Consider the following 15,047-nt stretch of genomic DNA (forward strand, 5'->3'; position numbering starts at 1 on the left):
TATCTAAGATAGTGAAAAGCCGTGCGCAGAAAATGATATTACTCAGTTATTGTTTGGCTTGTTTACTGAAGTATCTGCAGGCTTGCTGTAAACCACAGGAAGCACATTTTGGCGAGCGTGCCAGACAGGTATAGCGACCATGCAGAATCAACCAATGGTGTGCTTTGTGCACCAAGTCTTCCGGAATCTCTTTGATCAGCGCTTTCTCTACCGCCAAAGGCGTAGTGGCACTTGTAGGCACCAGACCTATGCGGTGACTCACACGAAACACATGCGTATCCACAGCCATATTGGGCTGTTGATCAATGACGCTGGTAATGACGTTTGCTGTCTTTCTACCAACACCGGGTAGTTTTACCAATTCATCCACCGTCATCGGTACTTCTCCGCCAAATTGCTCCAGCAACATATTGGCCATACCAATCAGGTGCTTGGTTTTATTATTGGGATAAGAAATGCTTTTGATGAGTGGAAACAAATCATCAAAACTGGCTTTGGCTAATTTCTGTGGTGTAGGATATCTGCGAAAGATAGCAGGTGTGGTCATGTTCACGCGCACATCCGTACACTGTGCAGAGAGAATGACTGCTACCAATAATTCAAAAGGATTGTCGTACAACAACTCCGTTTCCGCATTGGGTGCGTGTTGCTGGAAATAATCAATGACAAATTGATAACGTTGCTTTCTGGTCATGCTGCGCAAAGATACAGCAGGCAATTATCCGTGCGGCTTCTTACCCGTTTGGGCATAATCCAGTATGGCCTTGATGGATTTTTTGGAGGGACTTTTCAGCTTTAGCTTATCCAGCTGTTTGATGGTTCTTTCCAAAACCCGCATCCTGTCTTTGAGCACAATATCTTCTTCAATAGCAGCATCAATTGCTCTCGTTAATGCGGCAGCAGCGTCTTTATAGATATACAAAATCAGTTCCTCGTCCGTAAACTTTTTCATCATCTTCATCTTTTCAGGTGAGGGAATACGGACGCAGATATAAAACGATGGCTATTGTTAGAATATTGCAGGTTTATTGTTTTTGGGTGGAATCTTCTATAATGTAGATGTCTTCTCCCTGTTTCTTCATGAGATAGCGTTCCCGGGCATATTTCTCCAGTGCAGCGGGATTATTTTGTAAATCTTGTAACTCCTTTCTGGCTTTCTCAATCTCCGTTTCGTAGTACTTCTTTTTAGCTTCCAGCTTTTCCAGTTTTTGGCGCTCATCGCGCTGATCGAAGTAATTGCGTTCATCGAAAAACAACATCCACACCACAAAGAATGTGATGGCCAGGAAATACTTATTGGCAATGATGGGTATGATCTTTTTCATGAACAGTGGGCAAATTAGTGATTCGCCGTAAAATAAACATGGTTCACAGCGGAAGGGATATCCACCATGAACCATGTATGAACGAAATCGGCCCTAACTTATTTGCCGAACTTCAATTTTTTACCAGGATAAGTACCGGTATGGCCCAGCATTTCTTCAATACGGAGCAATTGGTTGTACTTAGCCATACGGTCTGTACGTGATGCAGAACCAGTCTTGATCTGACCGCAATTCAGGGCAACCGCCAAATCAGCGATGGTTACATCTTCTGTTTCACCGCTTCGGTGGCTCATAATGGTGTTATAACCATTGTGTTGTGCCAGTGTAACCGCGTTGATGGTTTCAGTAACAGAACCGATTTGGTTCACTTTTACCAACAGACCATTACCAATACCCTTGTCGATACCGGTTTGCAGACGGTTTACATTGGTTACAAACAGATCATCACCCACCAGCTGGCACTTGCTGCCGATGGCTTGCGTGAGGGCTTTCCAACCATTCCAGTCGTCTTCAGCCATACCATCTTCGATAGACACGATCGGATATTCCTTCACCCATTTTTCCCAATACTTCACCAGCTGTTCGCTGCTCATTTCTTTACCGCTGCTCTTATGGAACACATATTTTTTCTTCTTCGCATCCCAGAGTTCTGAGTTAGCCGCATCCATGGCAATCACTATCTGCGTGCCGGGCTTGTAACCTGCGGCAGTAATGGCTTGCAATACAGTTTCAATCGCTTCCTCATTGCTTTGGATATTCGGTGCAAAACCACCTTCATCACCTACGTTGGTGCTATAACCCTTCTTTTTCAATACACTCTTCAGTGCGTGAAATACTTCCACACCCCAGCGCAGACCTTCGCTAAAGCTTGGCGCGCCTACTGGCATCACCATGAATTCCTGAAAATCGATTTTGTTATCTGCGTGCGCGCCACCATTCAGGATATTCATCATAGGCACAGGCAGTGTTCTTGCATTGGTACCACCGATATAGCGGAACAAAGGCATGCCGGCTTCTTCAGCAGCAGCTTTGGCAACAGCCATACTTACCGCCAGAATAGCATTTGCGCCCAGCTTACCTTTATTTGGTGTACCATCCAGATCAATCATCACCTGATCGATGGCAGCCTGCTGTGTAACATCATAACCAACGATCGCATCAGCGATGATATCGTTGACGTTCTTAACGGCTTTCAATACACCTTTACCAACATATTTTTTCTTATCGTTATCGCGCAGCTCTACAGCTTCGTGAATACCAGTGCTGGCGCCACTTGGAACCGCAGCACGGCCCAATGCACCATCATCGGTTAATACATCTACTTCAACGGTTGGATTACCACGGCTGTCGAGAATCTGACGCGCATGTACTTCAATAATGTAGCTCATAATTGCTTGCTTTTTGATTCTTGGATACATCCCGCAGGACGGCTCTTTCGCAGAGCACGGCAATTTACAACATATTCACGGAAAGCCCTATGCCTGAGTAGTGAGTTGACGGAAGACTTCTTCCAAATTTAACCCGGCCGTTTGGAGGGAAGTGATGTTGAACTGCTGGGCCAATGCCAGTTCCAGCAATTCTTTGCGCAATTGATCAGGCGCATCTGTCTCAATCTGCCAGCGATGGGTATCCAGCTTATGTACATTGCGGCTATGCACCAAACGCTGCAGCCACTCTGCTTCCAGCGCTTCAGCAAAACCTACTTGCACCACTTGTTGCTGCTGTTGTTGCAGATTGGTGAGGTAATCATCCGCAACGATTTTGCCTTTGTTGATGATGATGATGCGGTCGCAGATCGCTTGCACTTCTTGCAGAATATGCGAAGAGAATAAGACGGTTTTATCAGCACCCTGCGTTTTGATGACCTGACGAATTTCCTGAATCTGATTGGGGTCTAATCCGGTAGTAGGCTCATCCAGAATCAATACTTCCGGCTGATGAATCAGTGCAGCGGCCAATCCGGCTCTTTGTTTATAGCCTTTGGATAATTGTCCTAATTTTTTGTGCTGTTCTACCTGCAAACCGGTTAAAGCAATGACATCAGCGATGCGTTGTTTGGCTTGTGCCAATTGATGTACCCCTGCAATAAAAGCGAGATACTCTTTCACATACATATCGTAGTACAAGGGATTCGATTCCGGCAGATAGCCAATCTTTTTCTTGACAGCCAATGCATCCTGCACCACATCAATACCACAAACCGTTGCTGTACCAGCATCAGGTTGCAGATAGCCTGTAATCATTTTCATGGTGGTACTCTTACCTGCACCATTGGGACCCAAAAAACCAACGATCTCACCTTTTTTTAGTGAGAAGCTGATATTGTCCACTGCTTTCTGTGTACCGTAAACCTTGCTTAGCGACTGTACTGATACCGACATGCGTCAAAAATAGCGGAAAGCCTTGGTTTGGCTATCCGCTATACTGTAAAAGCTTTGGTAAGAAACGATCAAGCCGGTTGCGGGTCTTGAAATGCAAGACCTTGTTTACGTGCAATCATGCAAGCTTTGATCTCATCTAGTATGGAAGGATCATCAATAGTGGAAGGTACGGTATAAGGATTGCCATCAGCCATCATGCGCATGGTTTTACGTAAAATTTTCCCGCTGCGTGTTTTGGGTAATCGCTTTACGAGTAAAGCATTGCGGAAATAAGCCACAGCACCAATCTTATCACGCACCAATTGCACCAATGCAGCTTCCAAAGATGCTTCATCAATTGACCTACCATCTTTCAACACCACGAGGCCAATGGGTCTTTGTCCGCGCAACTCATCTGCAATACCAATAACTGCGCATTCAGCTACATCCGGATGTTGCGCAATGATCTCTTCCATTTCGCCCGTGCTTAGTCTATGACCAGATACATTGATGACATCATCGATTCTGCCCATGATATAGAAATATCCATCGCTATCGCGATAGCCACCATCACCGGTGAGATAATAGCCTGGGAACTGACTGAGATATGCTTGGTGATAGCCCGCAGCATTTTGCCACAATGTGGGCAGACAACCCGGCGGCAAAGGCAGTTTCACTGCCACTGCACCTTCCTGATTATCCGGTACGGGCTGACCATCTTCACCCAAAATTTGTACATCAAAACCGCAGATGGGTTTACCTGCAGCACCTGCTTTAGGTGGCATCGGTTCTAATCCCATCATGATACCCAGCATGGGCCAGCCACTTTCTGTCTGCCACCAGTGATCAATTACTGGAATTTGCAAGAGATCACTGATCCAGTGGTAAGTAGCTGGATCGCATCGCTCACCAGCAAGGAATAAATGTTTCAATGAACGCAGATCTTTCTGCTGTAGCAATACACCATCAGGATCTTCTTTCTTGATGGCACGAATGGCTGTTGGTGCCGTGAACATCACTTTCACTTGATGATCTTGCACCACACGCCAGAACTCGCCTGCATCTGGTGTGCGCACCGGTTTGCCTTCAAACAAGACTGTGGTGCAACCGTGTAACAGCGGACCATACACGATATAACTATGCCCTACAACCCAACCCACATCACTCGCAGCCCAAAACACATCGCCGGGTTGCACATTGTATACTTCTTGCATGCTATACTTAAGTGCTACTGCATAACTGCCATCACGTACAATTCCTTTTGGTTTACCCGTTGTTCCGGAAGTATATAACACATACAATGGATCAGTAGATAAAACAGGTACAGGACTAACCGGATTGGCTGTTTCCATCAACTCCAGTAAATCAATATCCCTGCCCTGTTGCATGTCTGCACGCAGGCCTTCTCTTTGATACACCACTACATGCTTAGGCTGATAGGTAGATTCCTGCATAGCCTGATCTACCAATGGCTTATACGGAATCTTTTTATCGAACTCAATACCATAGGAAGCAGTGATGATGATTTTCGGTGCAGCATCTTCGATTCGGACAGCCAGTTCATGTGGCGCAAATCCGCCGAATACAACGGAATGAATGGCACCAATGCGCGCACAAGCCAGCATCGCAAATACTGCTTGCGGAATCATGGGCATATAGATCACCACCCGATCACCTTTACCAACACCAAGTTGTTGCAAACCACCCGCGAGTTTGGCTACTTCATCGCGTAGTTCTGCATAATTATATTTACGAATGGTTTTGGTAACAGGCGAATCATAGATGAGTGCCGTTTGTTGTGCAAGTCCGTTTACAACATGCACATCCAGACAGAGATGAGAGAGGTTCAATACGCCATCTGTATACCAGCGATACAAACCGGTTTCATCCTCATCAAGAATGGTTTGTGGAAAACGAAACCAATCAATTGCCGCAGCTTGTTCTTTCCAAAATGCTGTGCTAGCGCTGATACTTTCTTGATAAGCCAGCTGATATGGTGAAGAAAGTTTGGGCGGTGTTTTCTTCAATAAATCCTGCACCTGTTGCATGAGTACACGGGTACTAAATGGCTTGGTGATGAAAAGCTCTGCACCTGCCTCATAACCTCTGCGGATATCTGCTTCCTTTGTCTTGGCTGAAAGAAATACCACACGCGCATGTTCCAATGAAGGTGTGGTCTTGATATGCTCACAAATTGCATAGCCATCCACATCAGGCATCATGATATCCAATAAGACCAGATCAGGGTTGTATGCATGAATGGTATTCAATGCTTCTGTACCATTGCGCGCCACCAGCACATCATACCCGCTTTTCTTCATCAGAAATTCCAGCGACATCAGGATGTAGGGATCATCATCCACTACCAATACCTTGTGTTGTACAGCAGTCATAACACTTGTTTTAATCGTTCAGCAATACCGGCAACTGCACATGAAAACTGGCGCCTTTGCCGGGTTCACTATCCACCCAAATTTTTCCACGATGCATTTCAGTAATGCGTCGCGAAATGGCCAATCCTAACCCGCTGCCCTCCGGCTTTTTGAGGGTTTGATTTTTGGCCTGAAAGAATTTATCGAAAATCAATTCGTGCACTTCAGGATCAATACCTGCGCCATCATCCGTCACAACAATATGCAGCCAATCTGCTTCCTGCTTTGCGATTACATGAATATTTGTTTTGGCAAACTTGACGGCATTACTCAGCAGATTGGTGAATACCTGTGCGAGCAAATCTCGATCGCCTTGTATCAATGCCAAAGGCGCAAGTTTTGTTTGGATCTGTATTTGTTTTTCCTGCGCAATGGGTTCGATACCAGCTATAGCATCTTGCAGCATGGTTTCAACAGAGAGCTCAGCGATATTGAGTCTAGCCCGACCACTCTCATAGCGTTCCAGATTCAAGACCTGTGTAATCAAATGACTGAGCCTGACTGTTTCCTTCACCACAGCTTCGAGGTATTGCTGTTGATCAGCTAAGGGCAAATCAGGATTATCGTATAAAATCTCACTCAAAGCACGAATGGAGGTCAAAGGTGTTCTCAACTCATGCGTTACAGTATAGAGAAATTCATCCTTGATCGCATCCATCTGTTTCATCTGTTCATTCGCCTGTTGTAATTCATCAGTCACTTTACGCAAAGCTTCCTGCTGCTTCTTCAATTCCTTGTTACTCTCCTTCATGACTTGTGTCTCGCGCAGAATCTTCATCACTTCATCCACACTCAGGTCTGCTTCTTTCACCACACTTCGTATCATGATGCGTGCTGAAGCAGAGCCAATAGCACCAGCCAATATCTTTTCACAAAAACCTACCAGGTGGGCATCAGCTTTGCCAGTTAACAACATTCGATGCTTACTCGCATAAGATTGTAGTATCTGTTCTGTACGTTCTGTGCCAATGAAATTATTCAACAGGTTACGCAAGTCTTTGATCTCTGCACTACCCTTCCAGAATTGTTGTGTTTCATCAAGTGGCAATGCATATTTGTATACATCCACAAAAGTTTCTGCTGCATACACTTCCTGCGGGCGTGGTTGTGTGAACAAGGATAGCCCAATAAAAAATCCGGTATTGAAAAACAAACTCCAGAATGTACCATGACTAATCGTATCCCAGCCCACTAAGCCAAATAAAGCTTGTGGTTTCAGGAATGACCAACCGAATAAACCCTCTTCCATTAAACCGGGCTGCAATAATCCAGCACCTGCCATAGAAGGAATCACCATAGTATAGAACCAAACGGCAAAACCAATCAACATACCGGTGATGGCAGCAGTTTTGTTGGCCTGCTTCCAATAAATACCACCAATGACGGCCGGCGCAAATTGTGCCACTGCCGCAAAAGAGACCAAGCCAACAGAAACAAGAGAGAAACTACCTGCAATCAGTTTGTCGTATACAAGCGCTAATGCAATGATGAGCAGAATACTGATGCGTCTTGTATACAAAATGAATTTGCGGATACTTTGATCCAGCCCTTCTTTGAATGCATCAATAGAAAACAAGCCGGGCAGAAGAATATTGTTACTCACCATGGTACTCAATGCAATGGTTTCAACAATTACCATAGAGCTGGCTGCAGAAAAACCACCAATAAAGACCAGCATCGTGAGCCAGTCTTTACCCGCTTCTTTGGGAATTGCTAAAACATAGGTATCAGGATGAAAGGATTGTCCGTCTAACAACAATGTACCACCAAATGAAACAGGCAAAACAAATACATTGATGAGCAATAAATACAAAGGAAATAACCACATGGCTTTCTTCAAATGTTGCTCTTTGGTATTCTCCAATACAGCTACCTGAAATTGACGTGGTAGTAGAAAAATTGCCAGCATACTGAGCAGCATCACCATGAATAATTGCACATACGTATTGCCCGACTGAATCGTAAAGAGCTTATTCAGTTTTGGATGCACAGCCGCTTTGGAGAAAATATCTCCGAAGCCATTGAAGAGTGTATAGGTAACAAATAAACCAACTGCAGTAAATGCGATGATTTTAATAATGCTTTCAAACGCAATAGCGGCCACCATACCCTCATGCTTCTCCGAAGCATCAACTGATCTGGTACCGAATAAAATCACAAACACCGCCAAGACAAGTGCGATGTAAACAGTGCTATCCTTCCATAAAGGCAATCCTTGTTGCGGAACTGTATCCAATAAGATGTCTAGTCCGCTACTGATGGCTTTGATCTGAATCGCGATATAGGGAATAATACCGATGATACACAAAAGTGTCACGATCATACCCAGTGTGATATTCTTTCCGTATCGTGTAGAGATAAAATCAGCAATACTATTGATGCGCTGCATTTTAACAATGCGAATCAATTTGCGGAATACCACCCAGAATAGCGGCGCCATAATGGTGGGACCGATATAGATATACAGAAACTCAATTCCATGTGTTGTAGCCCTGCCTACGCTGCCGAAGAAAGTCCAGGCAGTACAATACACAGCCAGACTCAATGCATATACATAGGGATTATTGATCAGGCTCTTACCGATGGCTGAACGCCATTCAGCATAATAGGCTACTGAAAACAGCAAAGCCAAGTAGAGTAAAGAAGACAATATGATGAGCCAGTTATTCATATTCCTTCTTTCGTTTATGACTGCGCATCACAAAAGCGATGGCGAGTATCAGCAATATCCACACCACAAAGAGATAGGCAAATAATTTTGGGATGCCCAGAATTAAGTCGGGGGCACTGGCCATCTGCAAAAAAGGATAGCCTGCCAGTAGCGTAAATAAAACAGCGATAAAAACCAGTTTTGGTTCCCGCTTGCGCTCTTTCATGTGGTGAAGGGTTATACAGTTAATATACGCAAAAAGCACGGAGTTCAAGACTCCGCGCTTTAGCATGTTCACCCAAATTGTTTATTCATACAATTCACCATGATCCATATCGTACTCTCCCTTCATGGCATAGTAACCGAAGATTACAAAGCCAATGGCGATGGGTGTGAAAATGGTGATGATGATAACCCAAGGCAGGTACACATCCTGCGTGGGTTTTTCTGCAATCTTCTTGGCAGCTTCATAAATCAGGAATACAATAGCAGCAGGGCCAAGCAGCATCCAGAAAGGGCCTAATAATCTCTTAATCGCATTCATATCTTTTTATTGAGTGGTGAAGGAATTTATTCGTGTACGTAAACGTTTTGCTCATCGCTTACATCGGTATCAATCTTATTACTCAAGTAGAGTGTACCAATAACCAGACAAACTGCTGCAATTGCAATCGGATACCAGAGACCAGCCAATGGATCACCGGTTGGATTGCTTGTTGTCTTGGAATATTCGTAGATAAGTGTACCAATAAAAGGCACCAAACCGCCAAACACACCATTACCAATATGATAAGGTAAACTCATGGATGTATAGCGAATCTTGGTGGGGAACAATTCAACTAAGAAAGCAGCAATAGGGCCATAGACCATGGTTACAAATAATACCAGGATAAACATATAACCAATAATCTTCCACTTATAGCTTTCAGCTAAAGTGATGGTTTTCTTGGTATCAGATTTAATAGCTTTTGCAGGATCGCTTACTGCAAAAGTCTCCGTCTTTATTTCCTTATACGTAGAACCATCTGTGAATGATTTATTGGTGGTAGTTACTTTCTTCAGCTTGGTTGCATCTTTGGCATCAGGTGTTTCTGTAGTTGCCACTTGTGTATTCGCAACGATCTCTGTTTTTTGTTTCACATCAGCCATATCATACATGGCGTTGAAAATAGGTCTGTAAGAAACAATAGCTACCAACATACCTACCATCATGATGATCTTACGACCAATACGATCACTCAACGCACCAAAGACTACAAAGAAAGGTGTTGCCAGCAACAGGCCGATACCAATCCAGGTATTTACCTGCACATCATTGATGTTACAAGTCTTGAGCAGGAAGGTCTGCGCATAGAATTGTCCGGTATACCAAACCACACCCTGACCCATGGTAGCACCAAACAATGCCAGCAATACCATACGCAAATTGGTTTTATGACCGAAGCTTTCCTTGATGGGGTTTACAGAAGTTTTTCCTTCTTTCTTCAGTTTACTGAACATAGGTGATTCTTTCATCTTCATGCGAATCACGATAGAGACAATCACCAACAGAATGCTCAACAAGAAAGGCAGTCTCCAGCCCCAATCGCTGAATGCTTCAGACGACATAGACTGACGAGTAATCAGGATAACACCCAGCGAGACAAACAAACCCAGTGTAGCAGTAGTTTGGATCCAGCTGGTGAAATAACCTCTTCTGTGTTCAGGCGCATGTTCTGCCACATAGGTTGCAGCACCACCATATTCACCACCCAATGCAAGGCCTTGCACCAATCTGAGTAAGAGAATCACCACCGGTGCCCAGGCAAAATTTTCATAACTGGGTATTAAGCCAATCAGGAATGTGGAACCACCCATCAAAACTAGTGTAAGCAGGAAAGTGTATTTACGACCGATGATATCACCTAATCTACCAAACACCAATGCGCCAAAAGGTCTTACGATAAAACCTGCAGCGAATGTGGCCAAGGTGGAAAGAAAAGCTGCTGTTGGATTGGTTTGTGGGAAGAATTTTTCAGAAATGATAATTGCGAGAGAACCGAAGATGTAAAAATCGTACCACTCAATCAGGGTACCTACAGAGGATGCGCCTATCACGCTCCAGATGCCTTTTTCCACCGGCTTATCCGGTTTGGCACCATTACCTGCCGGTACAAAAGTGGCAGAGAAGCTATTGGTTGTTTCAGTTGGCATAATCGTTATTTTATGAATGAAAGGATGAGGGTTTATAGATAAACTTGGAATTGCAGAATCAGCTCGCCCTTGTTGGGGAGTAGTTTTTTGTTGTTGTCGTGCGTTGGTCTACTTGAATACTGGAAAGTCATTTTTGAATGATGTCCATCTAAGTAAAAATTACAACCGGCATCGAAATAGTGACAGCTATGGTCGAATGCTTCCAACTTTTTTAAAGCATAAGCTGCAAATGGTTGTACACGCACTTTATTGGTTTTGCCTTTGGGCAAGAGTAATCCGGCTTGTGTGTACCAGATATTTCCTGTACCCATAAAAACCCTTGCATCGCCCGGACCTTCAATGGCTTTTGCAGAAGCAGGAATAGAAGGATCATCCGTACCAAGATTCATGATACCCACACTGCGCCAGTAATTAGGCCCGAAATTGTAGTTATACAAAACTGAGTATACCGTTACGGCCATGTGCTTTTGCTTATCACCAATGGGCAAGTCTGCAAATACATCTGCACTGAGGATACTGATGTCGTGCGATTTGGTAACACCTGCTGCAGGAGAACTTTTGGTACCACGTGCATTGTGGTAAAAACCTGCACCAATATTGAATACTTTTTTGGTACCGATATAACTACCTACACGGAAAGGCAGCACATTGGATTCCTGATCAAAGAATTGATAATCCAGATAAGCACCCGGTGCCAGTGCCGGATCACCATTGTTATCGACTGCACGATTCGCACCTGCTGTTGGCGTAAGATTGGTAGCAAATGGTTTATTCAAATGAGCCTGATAATGCAGTTTACCGATAACACCTTTTACATATAGACCATACTGACGTGCAAACTGATCACTGTTTTCAATCAATGGCCAGTTGAAAATAGGGGCATCTACGGTAAGAAAATTCAACGTACTAGCAGAAGTCATGCGAGAGATCCCATGCCAGTAATGCAATCCTGCACCCACATACAATGTACGCTTGTTTCCTTTGCCCGTTAATGGGTCATTTGCAGGAATGACTGCATATTCATTCCAAACATCATGGAAAAACATTTGTGGCTTTTTACCAGCGCCATAAGCACCGGTACCTGTTGTACCCGAACCACCACCATTCAGTATGGTTTGGTTATTGATACCCCAATGTGCAAGAATGAGGTAACGCGGAGAAATTTGTGCCAAAGCCAATGCACGAATACGGCGTGCACCAACATCGAATGTGGATGATTTGGCTTCACCGTTAATTAAAGTACCTGGATTGTTTTGAACGTTGCGGGCCCACATCTGGCTCCAGAAAATGAAGCGGAGTGATTTCTGCCCGTCTTTGTCGAAGTTGATCTTCATACCACTGCCATAGTCAGTACCTCCCTGCGCAGCAGCCTGTTCAACAAGGCTTGTTACGAGGAAAAGCATGACTACTGCAGTCAGACTTTTTTTCATGGTAAGCAATTTGGTTGTTAGAAGGGTTAAGGGTTTGCTTTCGCTTATCGAACTTACCAAGTTGCTTTCCGAAATCTTGCTTTACCGGTATAGTTTTGGTAAACAGATAGTTTTTTAGACTGATTTCAGTCGCTGCCATTTAATCACCATGTATTTATCGCCCAGCTCTGTAATCATCATGCCAGCGTTTTTCAAATTGGCAGCAACAGACAAAAAATCAGTGAGTTCGGTATGATTGAGCACTTTATAAGTAGGTCGGTAATCATGGTTCTCAGGGGCTTTGATTCGGTATTTCTTTACCCAGTTCATCACACTCACATGACTCACACCCAGGATGCGTTCAATCTCCCGATAACTCACCCCTTCAATATGTAATTGTAATGCCTTTATCACATAGTAAGGATCAATACTCTTACCTTCTTTGGCAACTGTGAAATAGTAATGACAATCCTTGCAAACATAACGCTGTCGGTCTTTTACAATACCACTTCGTGTGATGGCATTGCTATTGCATTTGGGACAATTGGGTATTTTCATTTGGCTGTTCTAAGGCGTATATACTAAAATAGCATTAATATACTTATTTAGCAAAATATAGTTTTCATGGCTTGTTCTTACGATTTTTCTATCCGTACTTAGACCTGCCTTAAAACAACGATTGTTATGTCATACCCTTATCAGATCAAGAGTCTGGATGATTACCGCCAGCAATACCAACAAAGCATTGATGACCCCGTGGGCTTCTGGGCCGGCATTGCCGAACACTTTCAGTGGAAGCAAAAATGGGAGAATGTGCTGGATTGGAATTTCAAGGAACCCAAAGTAGAATGGTTCAAAGGTGCCAAGCTGAATATCACAGAGAACTGTTTAGACAGACACCTGGAGAAATACGGAGACTATCCAGCTATTATCTGGGAACCCAATGATCCGGAAGAACATCACCGCATTCTTACGTATAAAAAACTGTACGAGAAAGTTTGTCAGTTTGCCCATGTGCTTAAGAACAATGGTGTGCAAAAGGGCGATCGCGTTTGCATCTATATGGGTATGATTCCTGAATTGGCCATTGCTGTATTGGCTTGCGCGAGAATTGGCGCCATACATTCTGTGATCTTCGGAGGCTTTAGTGCGCAAAGCATTGCTGATCGCTTGTACGATGCACAAGCAGAATATATTGTTACCTGTGATGGTGCTTATCGCGGACAAAAAGATATTCCACTCAAGAGTGTGATCGATGATGCATTGATTGGCAACAGAACTGTGAAACGCGTAATCGTTTGTACCAGAACACGCACGCCTGTTTCCATGATCAAAGGACGCGATGTGTGGTGGGAAGATGAACTGAAAAAAATAGAAACCCTAGGTCTGCACGATTTTGAAGCAGAACCCATGGATGCAGAAGACCCGCTCTTCATTCTATACACTTCGGGTTCAACTGGCAAACCAAAAGGTGTGGTGCATGCATGCGCTGGATACATGATCTATACCAACTACACATTTGTAAACGTATTTCAATACCAGCCGGGTGATATTCATTTCTGCACGGCGGATATCGGTTGGATTACAGGACACAGCTATATTTTGTACGGACCGCTTAGTGCAGGTGCTACCACTTTAATGTTTGAAGGTGTACCTACTTGGCCTGATGCGGGCAGGTTCTGGAATATTGTTGACAAATACAAAGTGAATATTCTCTACACAGCACCCACAGCCATCAGAAGTTTGATGGGTTTTGGCTTGGGCCCCGTGCATGGCCACGACCTCAGCAGTTTGAAAGTATTGGGTACGGTTGGTGAACCCATCAACGAAGAAGCCTGGCATTGGTATCATGAACATATTGGCAAGGGCAAATGCCCAATCGTTGATACCTGGTGGCAAACAGAAACAGGTGGTGTGTTGATTTCGAATCTTGCAGGTATTACACCGGATAAAGCCAGTTGGGCAACCTTGCCCTTACCGGGTGTTCAACCCATTCTCGTAGATGAAAATGGCAAAGAAGTAACTGAAATGACGGATGGTGTCATTAAGGGAAACCTCTGTATTAAACATCCCTGGCCATCAACTATCAGAACCACTTATGGTGATCATGAAAGATGTAGAACCAATTATTTCGCAACTTATGAAGACCTATACTTCACAGGTGATGGCGCTTTAAAAGATGCCGATGGTAATTACCGCATTACTGGTCGCGTTGATGATGTATTGAACGTGAGTGGCCACCGCATCGGCACTGCAGAAGTGGAAAATGCCATCAATATGCACTCAGGTGTGGTGGAAAGTGCTGTAGTGGGCTATCCGCATGAAGTAAAAGGACAAGGCATTTATGCTTATGTGATTTATCAAGGCTCGCATGGCGCAGATACACATGGAACAGGCGACTTAGTAAGAAAAGATATCCTACAAACAGTAACACGTATCATCGGCCCAATCGCTAAGCCGGATAAGATTCAGTTTGTCAGTGGACTGCCAAAAACAAGGAGCGGTAAAATCATGCGTCGAATTCTGCGCAAGATTGCTGAAGGTGAAACAGAAAATCTCGGCGATATCACTACCCTGTTGGATCCAGGTGTGGTGGATGAAATCAAACGTGGCAAACTATAAATACAGAAAAGGGGCTTTCGCCCCTTTTTGATTCATCCTAACTAAAAAACAGACAC

Annotated in this window: 13 protein-coding genes; 1 reads left to right on the forward strand and 12 read right to left on the reverse strand. The window is 44.1% G+C overall.

What is annotated here, in order from left to right:
• Positions 1-46: 46 nt before the first annotated feature.
• The 12 genes from nth to J0L83_08495 all read right to left on the reverse strand — a co-directional run bounded on the left by nth (position 47) and on the right by J0L83_08495 (position 12,927).
• Positions 47-694: an endonuclease III gene (gene nth / locus J0L83_08440; GenBank protein MBN8664586.1), complete on the reverse strand. Its 648-nt coding sequence runs from the start codon at positions 692-694 to the stop codon at positions 47-49.
• Positions 695-718: 24 nt separating this feature from the next.
• Positions 719-961 carry a hypothetical protein gene (locus J0L83_08445; GenBank protein MBN8664587.1) on the reverse strand — a complete coding sequence of 81 codons (243 nt, stop codon included), beginning with the start codon at positions 959-961 and terminating at the stop codon, positions 719-721.
• 64 nt (positions 962-1,025) lie between these two features.
• Positions 1,026-1,325 carry a septum formation initiator family protein gene (locus tag J0L83_08450; GenBank protein MBN8664588.1) on the reverse strand — a complete coding sequence of 100 codons (300 nt, stop codon included), beginning with the start codon at positions 1,323-1,325 and terminating at the stop codon, positions 1,026-1,028.
• A 98-nt stretch (positions 1,326-1,423) separates the two neighbouring features.
• A complete protein-coding gene (eno, locus tag J0L83_08455) occupies positions 1,424-2,713 on the reverse strand; it encodes a phosphopyruvate hydratase (protein ID MBN8664589.1) in 1,290 nt (429 codons plus the stop codon).
• An 87-nt stretch (positions 2,714-2,800) separates the two neighbouring features.
• Entirely contained in the window at positions 2,801-3,706 is a 906-nt protein-coding gene (gene gldA, locus J0L83_08460) for a gliding motility-associated ABC transporter ATP-binding subunit GldA (protein MBN8664590.1), read from the reverse strand.
• Between the two features lie 68 nt (positions 3,707-3,774).
• Entirely contained in the window at positions 3,775-6,078 is a 2,304-nt protein-coding gene (locus J0L83_08465) for an acetate--CoA ligase (protein ID MBN8664591.1), read from the reverse strand.
• Positions 6,079-6,088: 10 nt separating this feature from the next.
• The gene (locus tag J0L83_08470) at positions 6,089-8,788 is read right to left on the reverse strand and encodes a hypothetical protein (GenBank protein MBN8664592.1); all 2,700 of its coding nucleotides are present in this window, start codon (positions 8,786-8,788) and stop codon (positions 6,089-6,091) included.
• Positions 8,781-8,993: a hypothetical protein gene (locus J0L83_08475; protein MBN8664593.1), complete on the reverse strand. Its 213-nt coding sequence runs from the start codon at positions 8,991-8,993 to the stop codon at positions 8,781-8,783. The genes J0L83_08470 and J0L83_08475 overlap by 8 nt, the downstream gene beginning before the upstream one ends.
• Positions 8,994-9,074: 81 nt before the next feature.
• Positions 9,075-9,311 (reverse strand): hypothetical protein, encoded by a 237-nt coding sequence (locus tag J0L83_08480; protein ID MBN8664594.1) that lies wholly within the window; start codon positions 9,309-9,311, stop codon positions 9,075-9,077.
• 26 nt (positions 9,312-9,337) lie between these two features.
• Positions 9,338-10,960, reverse strand: a complete 1,623-nt coding sequence (locus tag J0L83_08485) for an MHS family MFS transporter (protein ID MBN8664595.1) — start codon at positions 10,958-10,960, stop codon at positions 9,338-9,340.
• Between the two features lie 32 nt (positions 10,961-10,992).
• Entirely contained in the window at positions 10,993-12,390 is a 1,398-nt protein-coding gene (locus J0L83_08490) for a hypothetical protein (protein MBN8664596.1), read from the reverse strand.
• Between the two features lie 114 nt (positions 12,391-12,504).
• Complete coding sequence (locus J0L83_08495; GenBank protein ID MBN8664597.1) at positions 12,505-12,927, reverse strand: IS1 family transposase; 423 nt, start codon at positions 12,925-12,927, stop codon at positions 12,505-12,507.
• 126 nt (positions 12,928-13,053) lie between these two features.
• Here J0L83_08495 and acs point away from each other — a divergent pair, with 126 nt between their 5' ends.
• On the forward strand, positions 13,054-14,991 hold the full coding sequence (acs, locus tag J0L83_08500) for an acetate--CoA ligase (GenBank protein ID MBN8664598.1): 1,938 nt from the start codon (positions 13,054-13,056) through the stop codon (positions 14,989-14,991).
• Positions 14,992-15,047 lie beyond the last annotated feature (56 nt).

Source organism: Chitinophagales bacterium (genome assembly GCA_017303835.1).
Classification (GTDB): domain Bacteria; phylum Bacteroidota; class Bacteroidia; order Chitinophagales; family Chitinophagaceae; genus JAFLBI01.

Coding starts and splice junctions, on each gene's coding strand:
- nth (MBN8664586.1), bottom strand. CDS start 694: ATGACCAGAAAGCAACGTTATCAATTTGTCATTGATTATTTCCAGCAA.
- J0L83_08445 (MBN8664587.1), bottom strand. CDS start 961: ATGAAGATGATGAAAAAGTTTACGGACGAGGAACTGATTTTGTATATC.
- J0L83_08450 (MBN8664588.1), bottom strand. CDS start 1,325: ATGAAAAAGATCATACCCATCATTGCCAATAAGTATTTCCTGGCCATC.
- eno (MBN8664589.1), bottom strand. CDS start 2,713: ATGAGCTACATTATTGAAGTACATGCGCGTCAGATTCTCGACAGCCGT.
- gldA (MBN8664590.1), bottom strand. CDS start 3,706: ATGTCGGTATCAGTACAGTCGCTAAGCAAGGTTTACGGTACACAGAAA.
- J0L83_08465 (MBN8664591.1), bottom strand. CDS start 6,078: ATGACTGCTGTACAACACAAGGTATTGGTAGTGGATGATGATCCCTAC.
- J0L83_08470 (MBN8664592.1), bottom strand. CDS start 8,788: ATGAATAACTGGCTCATCATATTGTCTTCTTTACTCTACTTGGCTTTG.
- J0L83_08475 (MBN8664593.1), bottom strand. CDS start 8,993: ATGAAAGAGCGCAAGCGGGAACCAAAACTGGTTTTTATCGCTGTTTTA.
- J0L83_08480 (MBN8664594.1), bottom strand. CDS start 9,311: ATGAATGCGATTAAGAGATTATTAGGCCCTTTCTGGATGCTGCTTGGC.
- J0L83_08485 (MBN8664595.1), bottom strand. CDS start 10,960: ATGCCAACTGAAACAACCAATAGCTTCTCTGCCACTTTTGTACCGGCA.
- J0L83_08490 (MBN8664596.1), bottom strand. CDS start 12,390: ATGAAAAAAAGTCTGACTGCAGTAGTCATGCTTTTCCTCGTAACAAGC.
- J0L83_08495 (MBN8664597.1), bottom strand. CDS start 12,927: ATGAAAATACCCAATTGTCCCAAATGCAATAGCAATGCCATCACACGA.
- acs (MBN8664598.1), top strand. CDS start 13,054: ATGTCATACCCTTATCAGATCAAGAGTCTGGATGATTACCGCCAGCAA.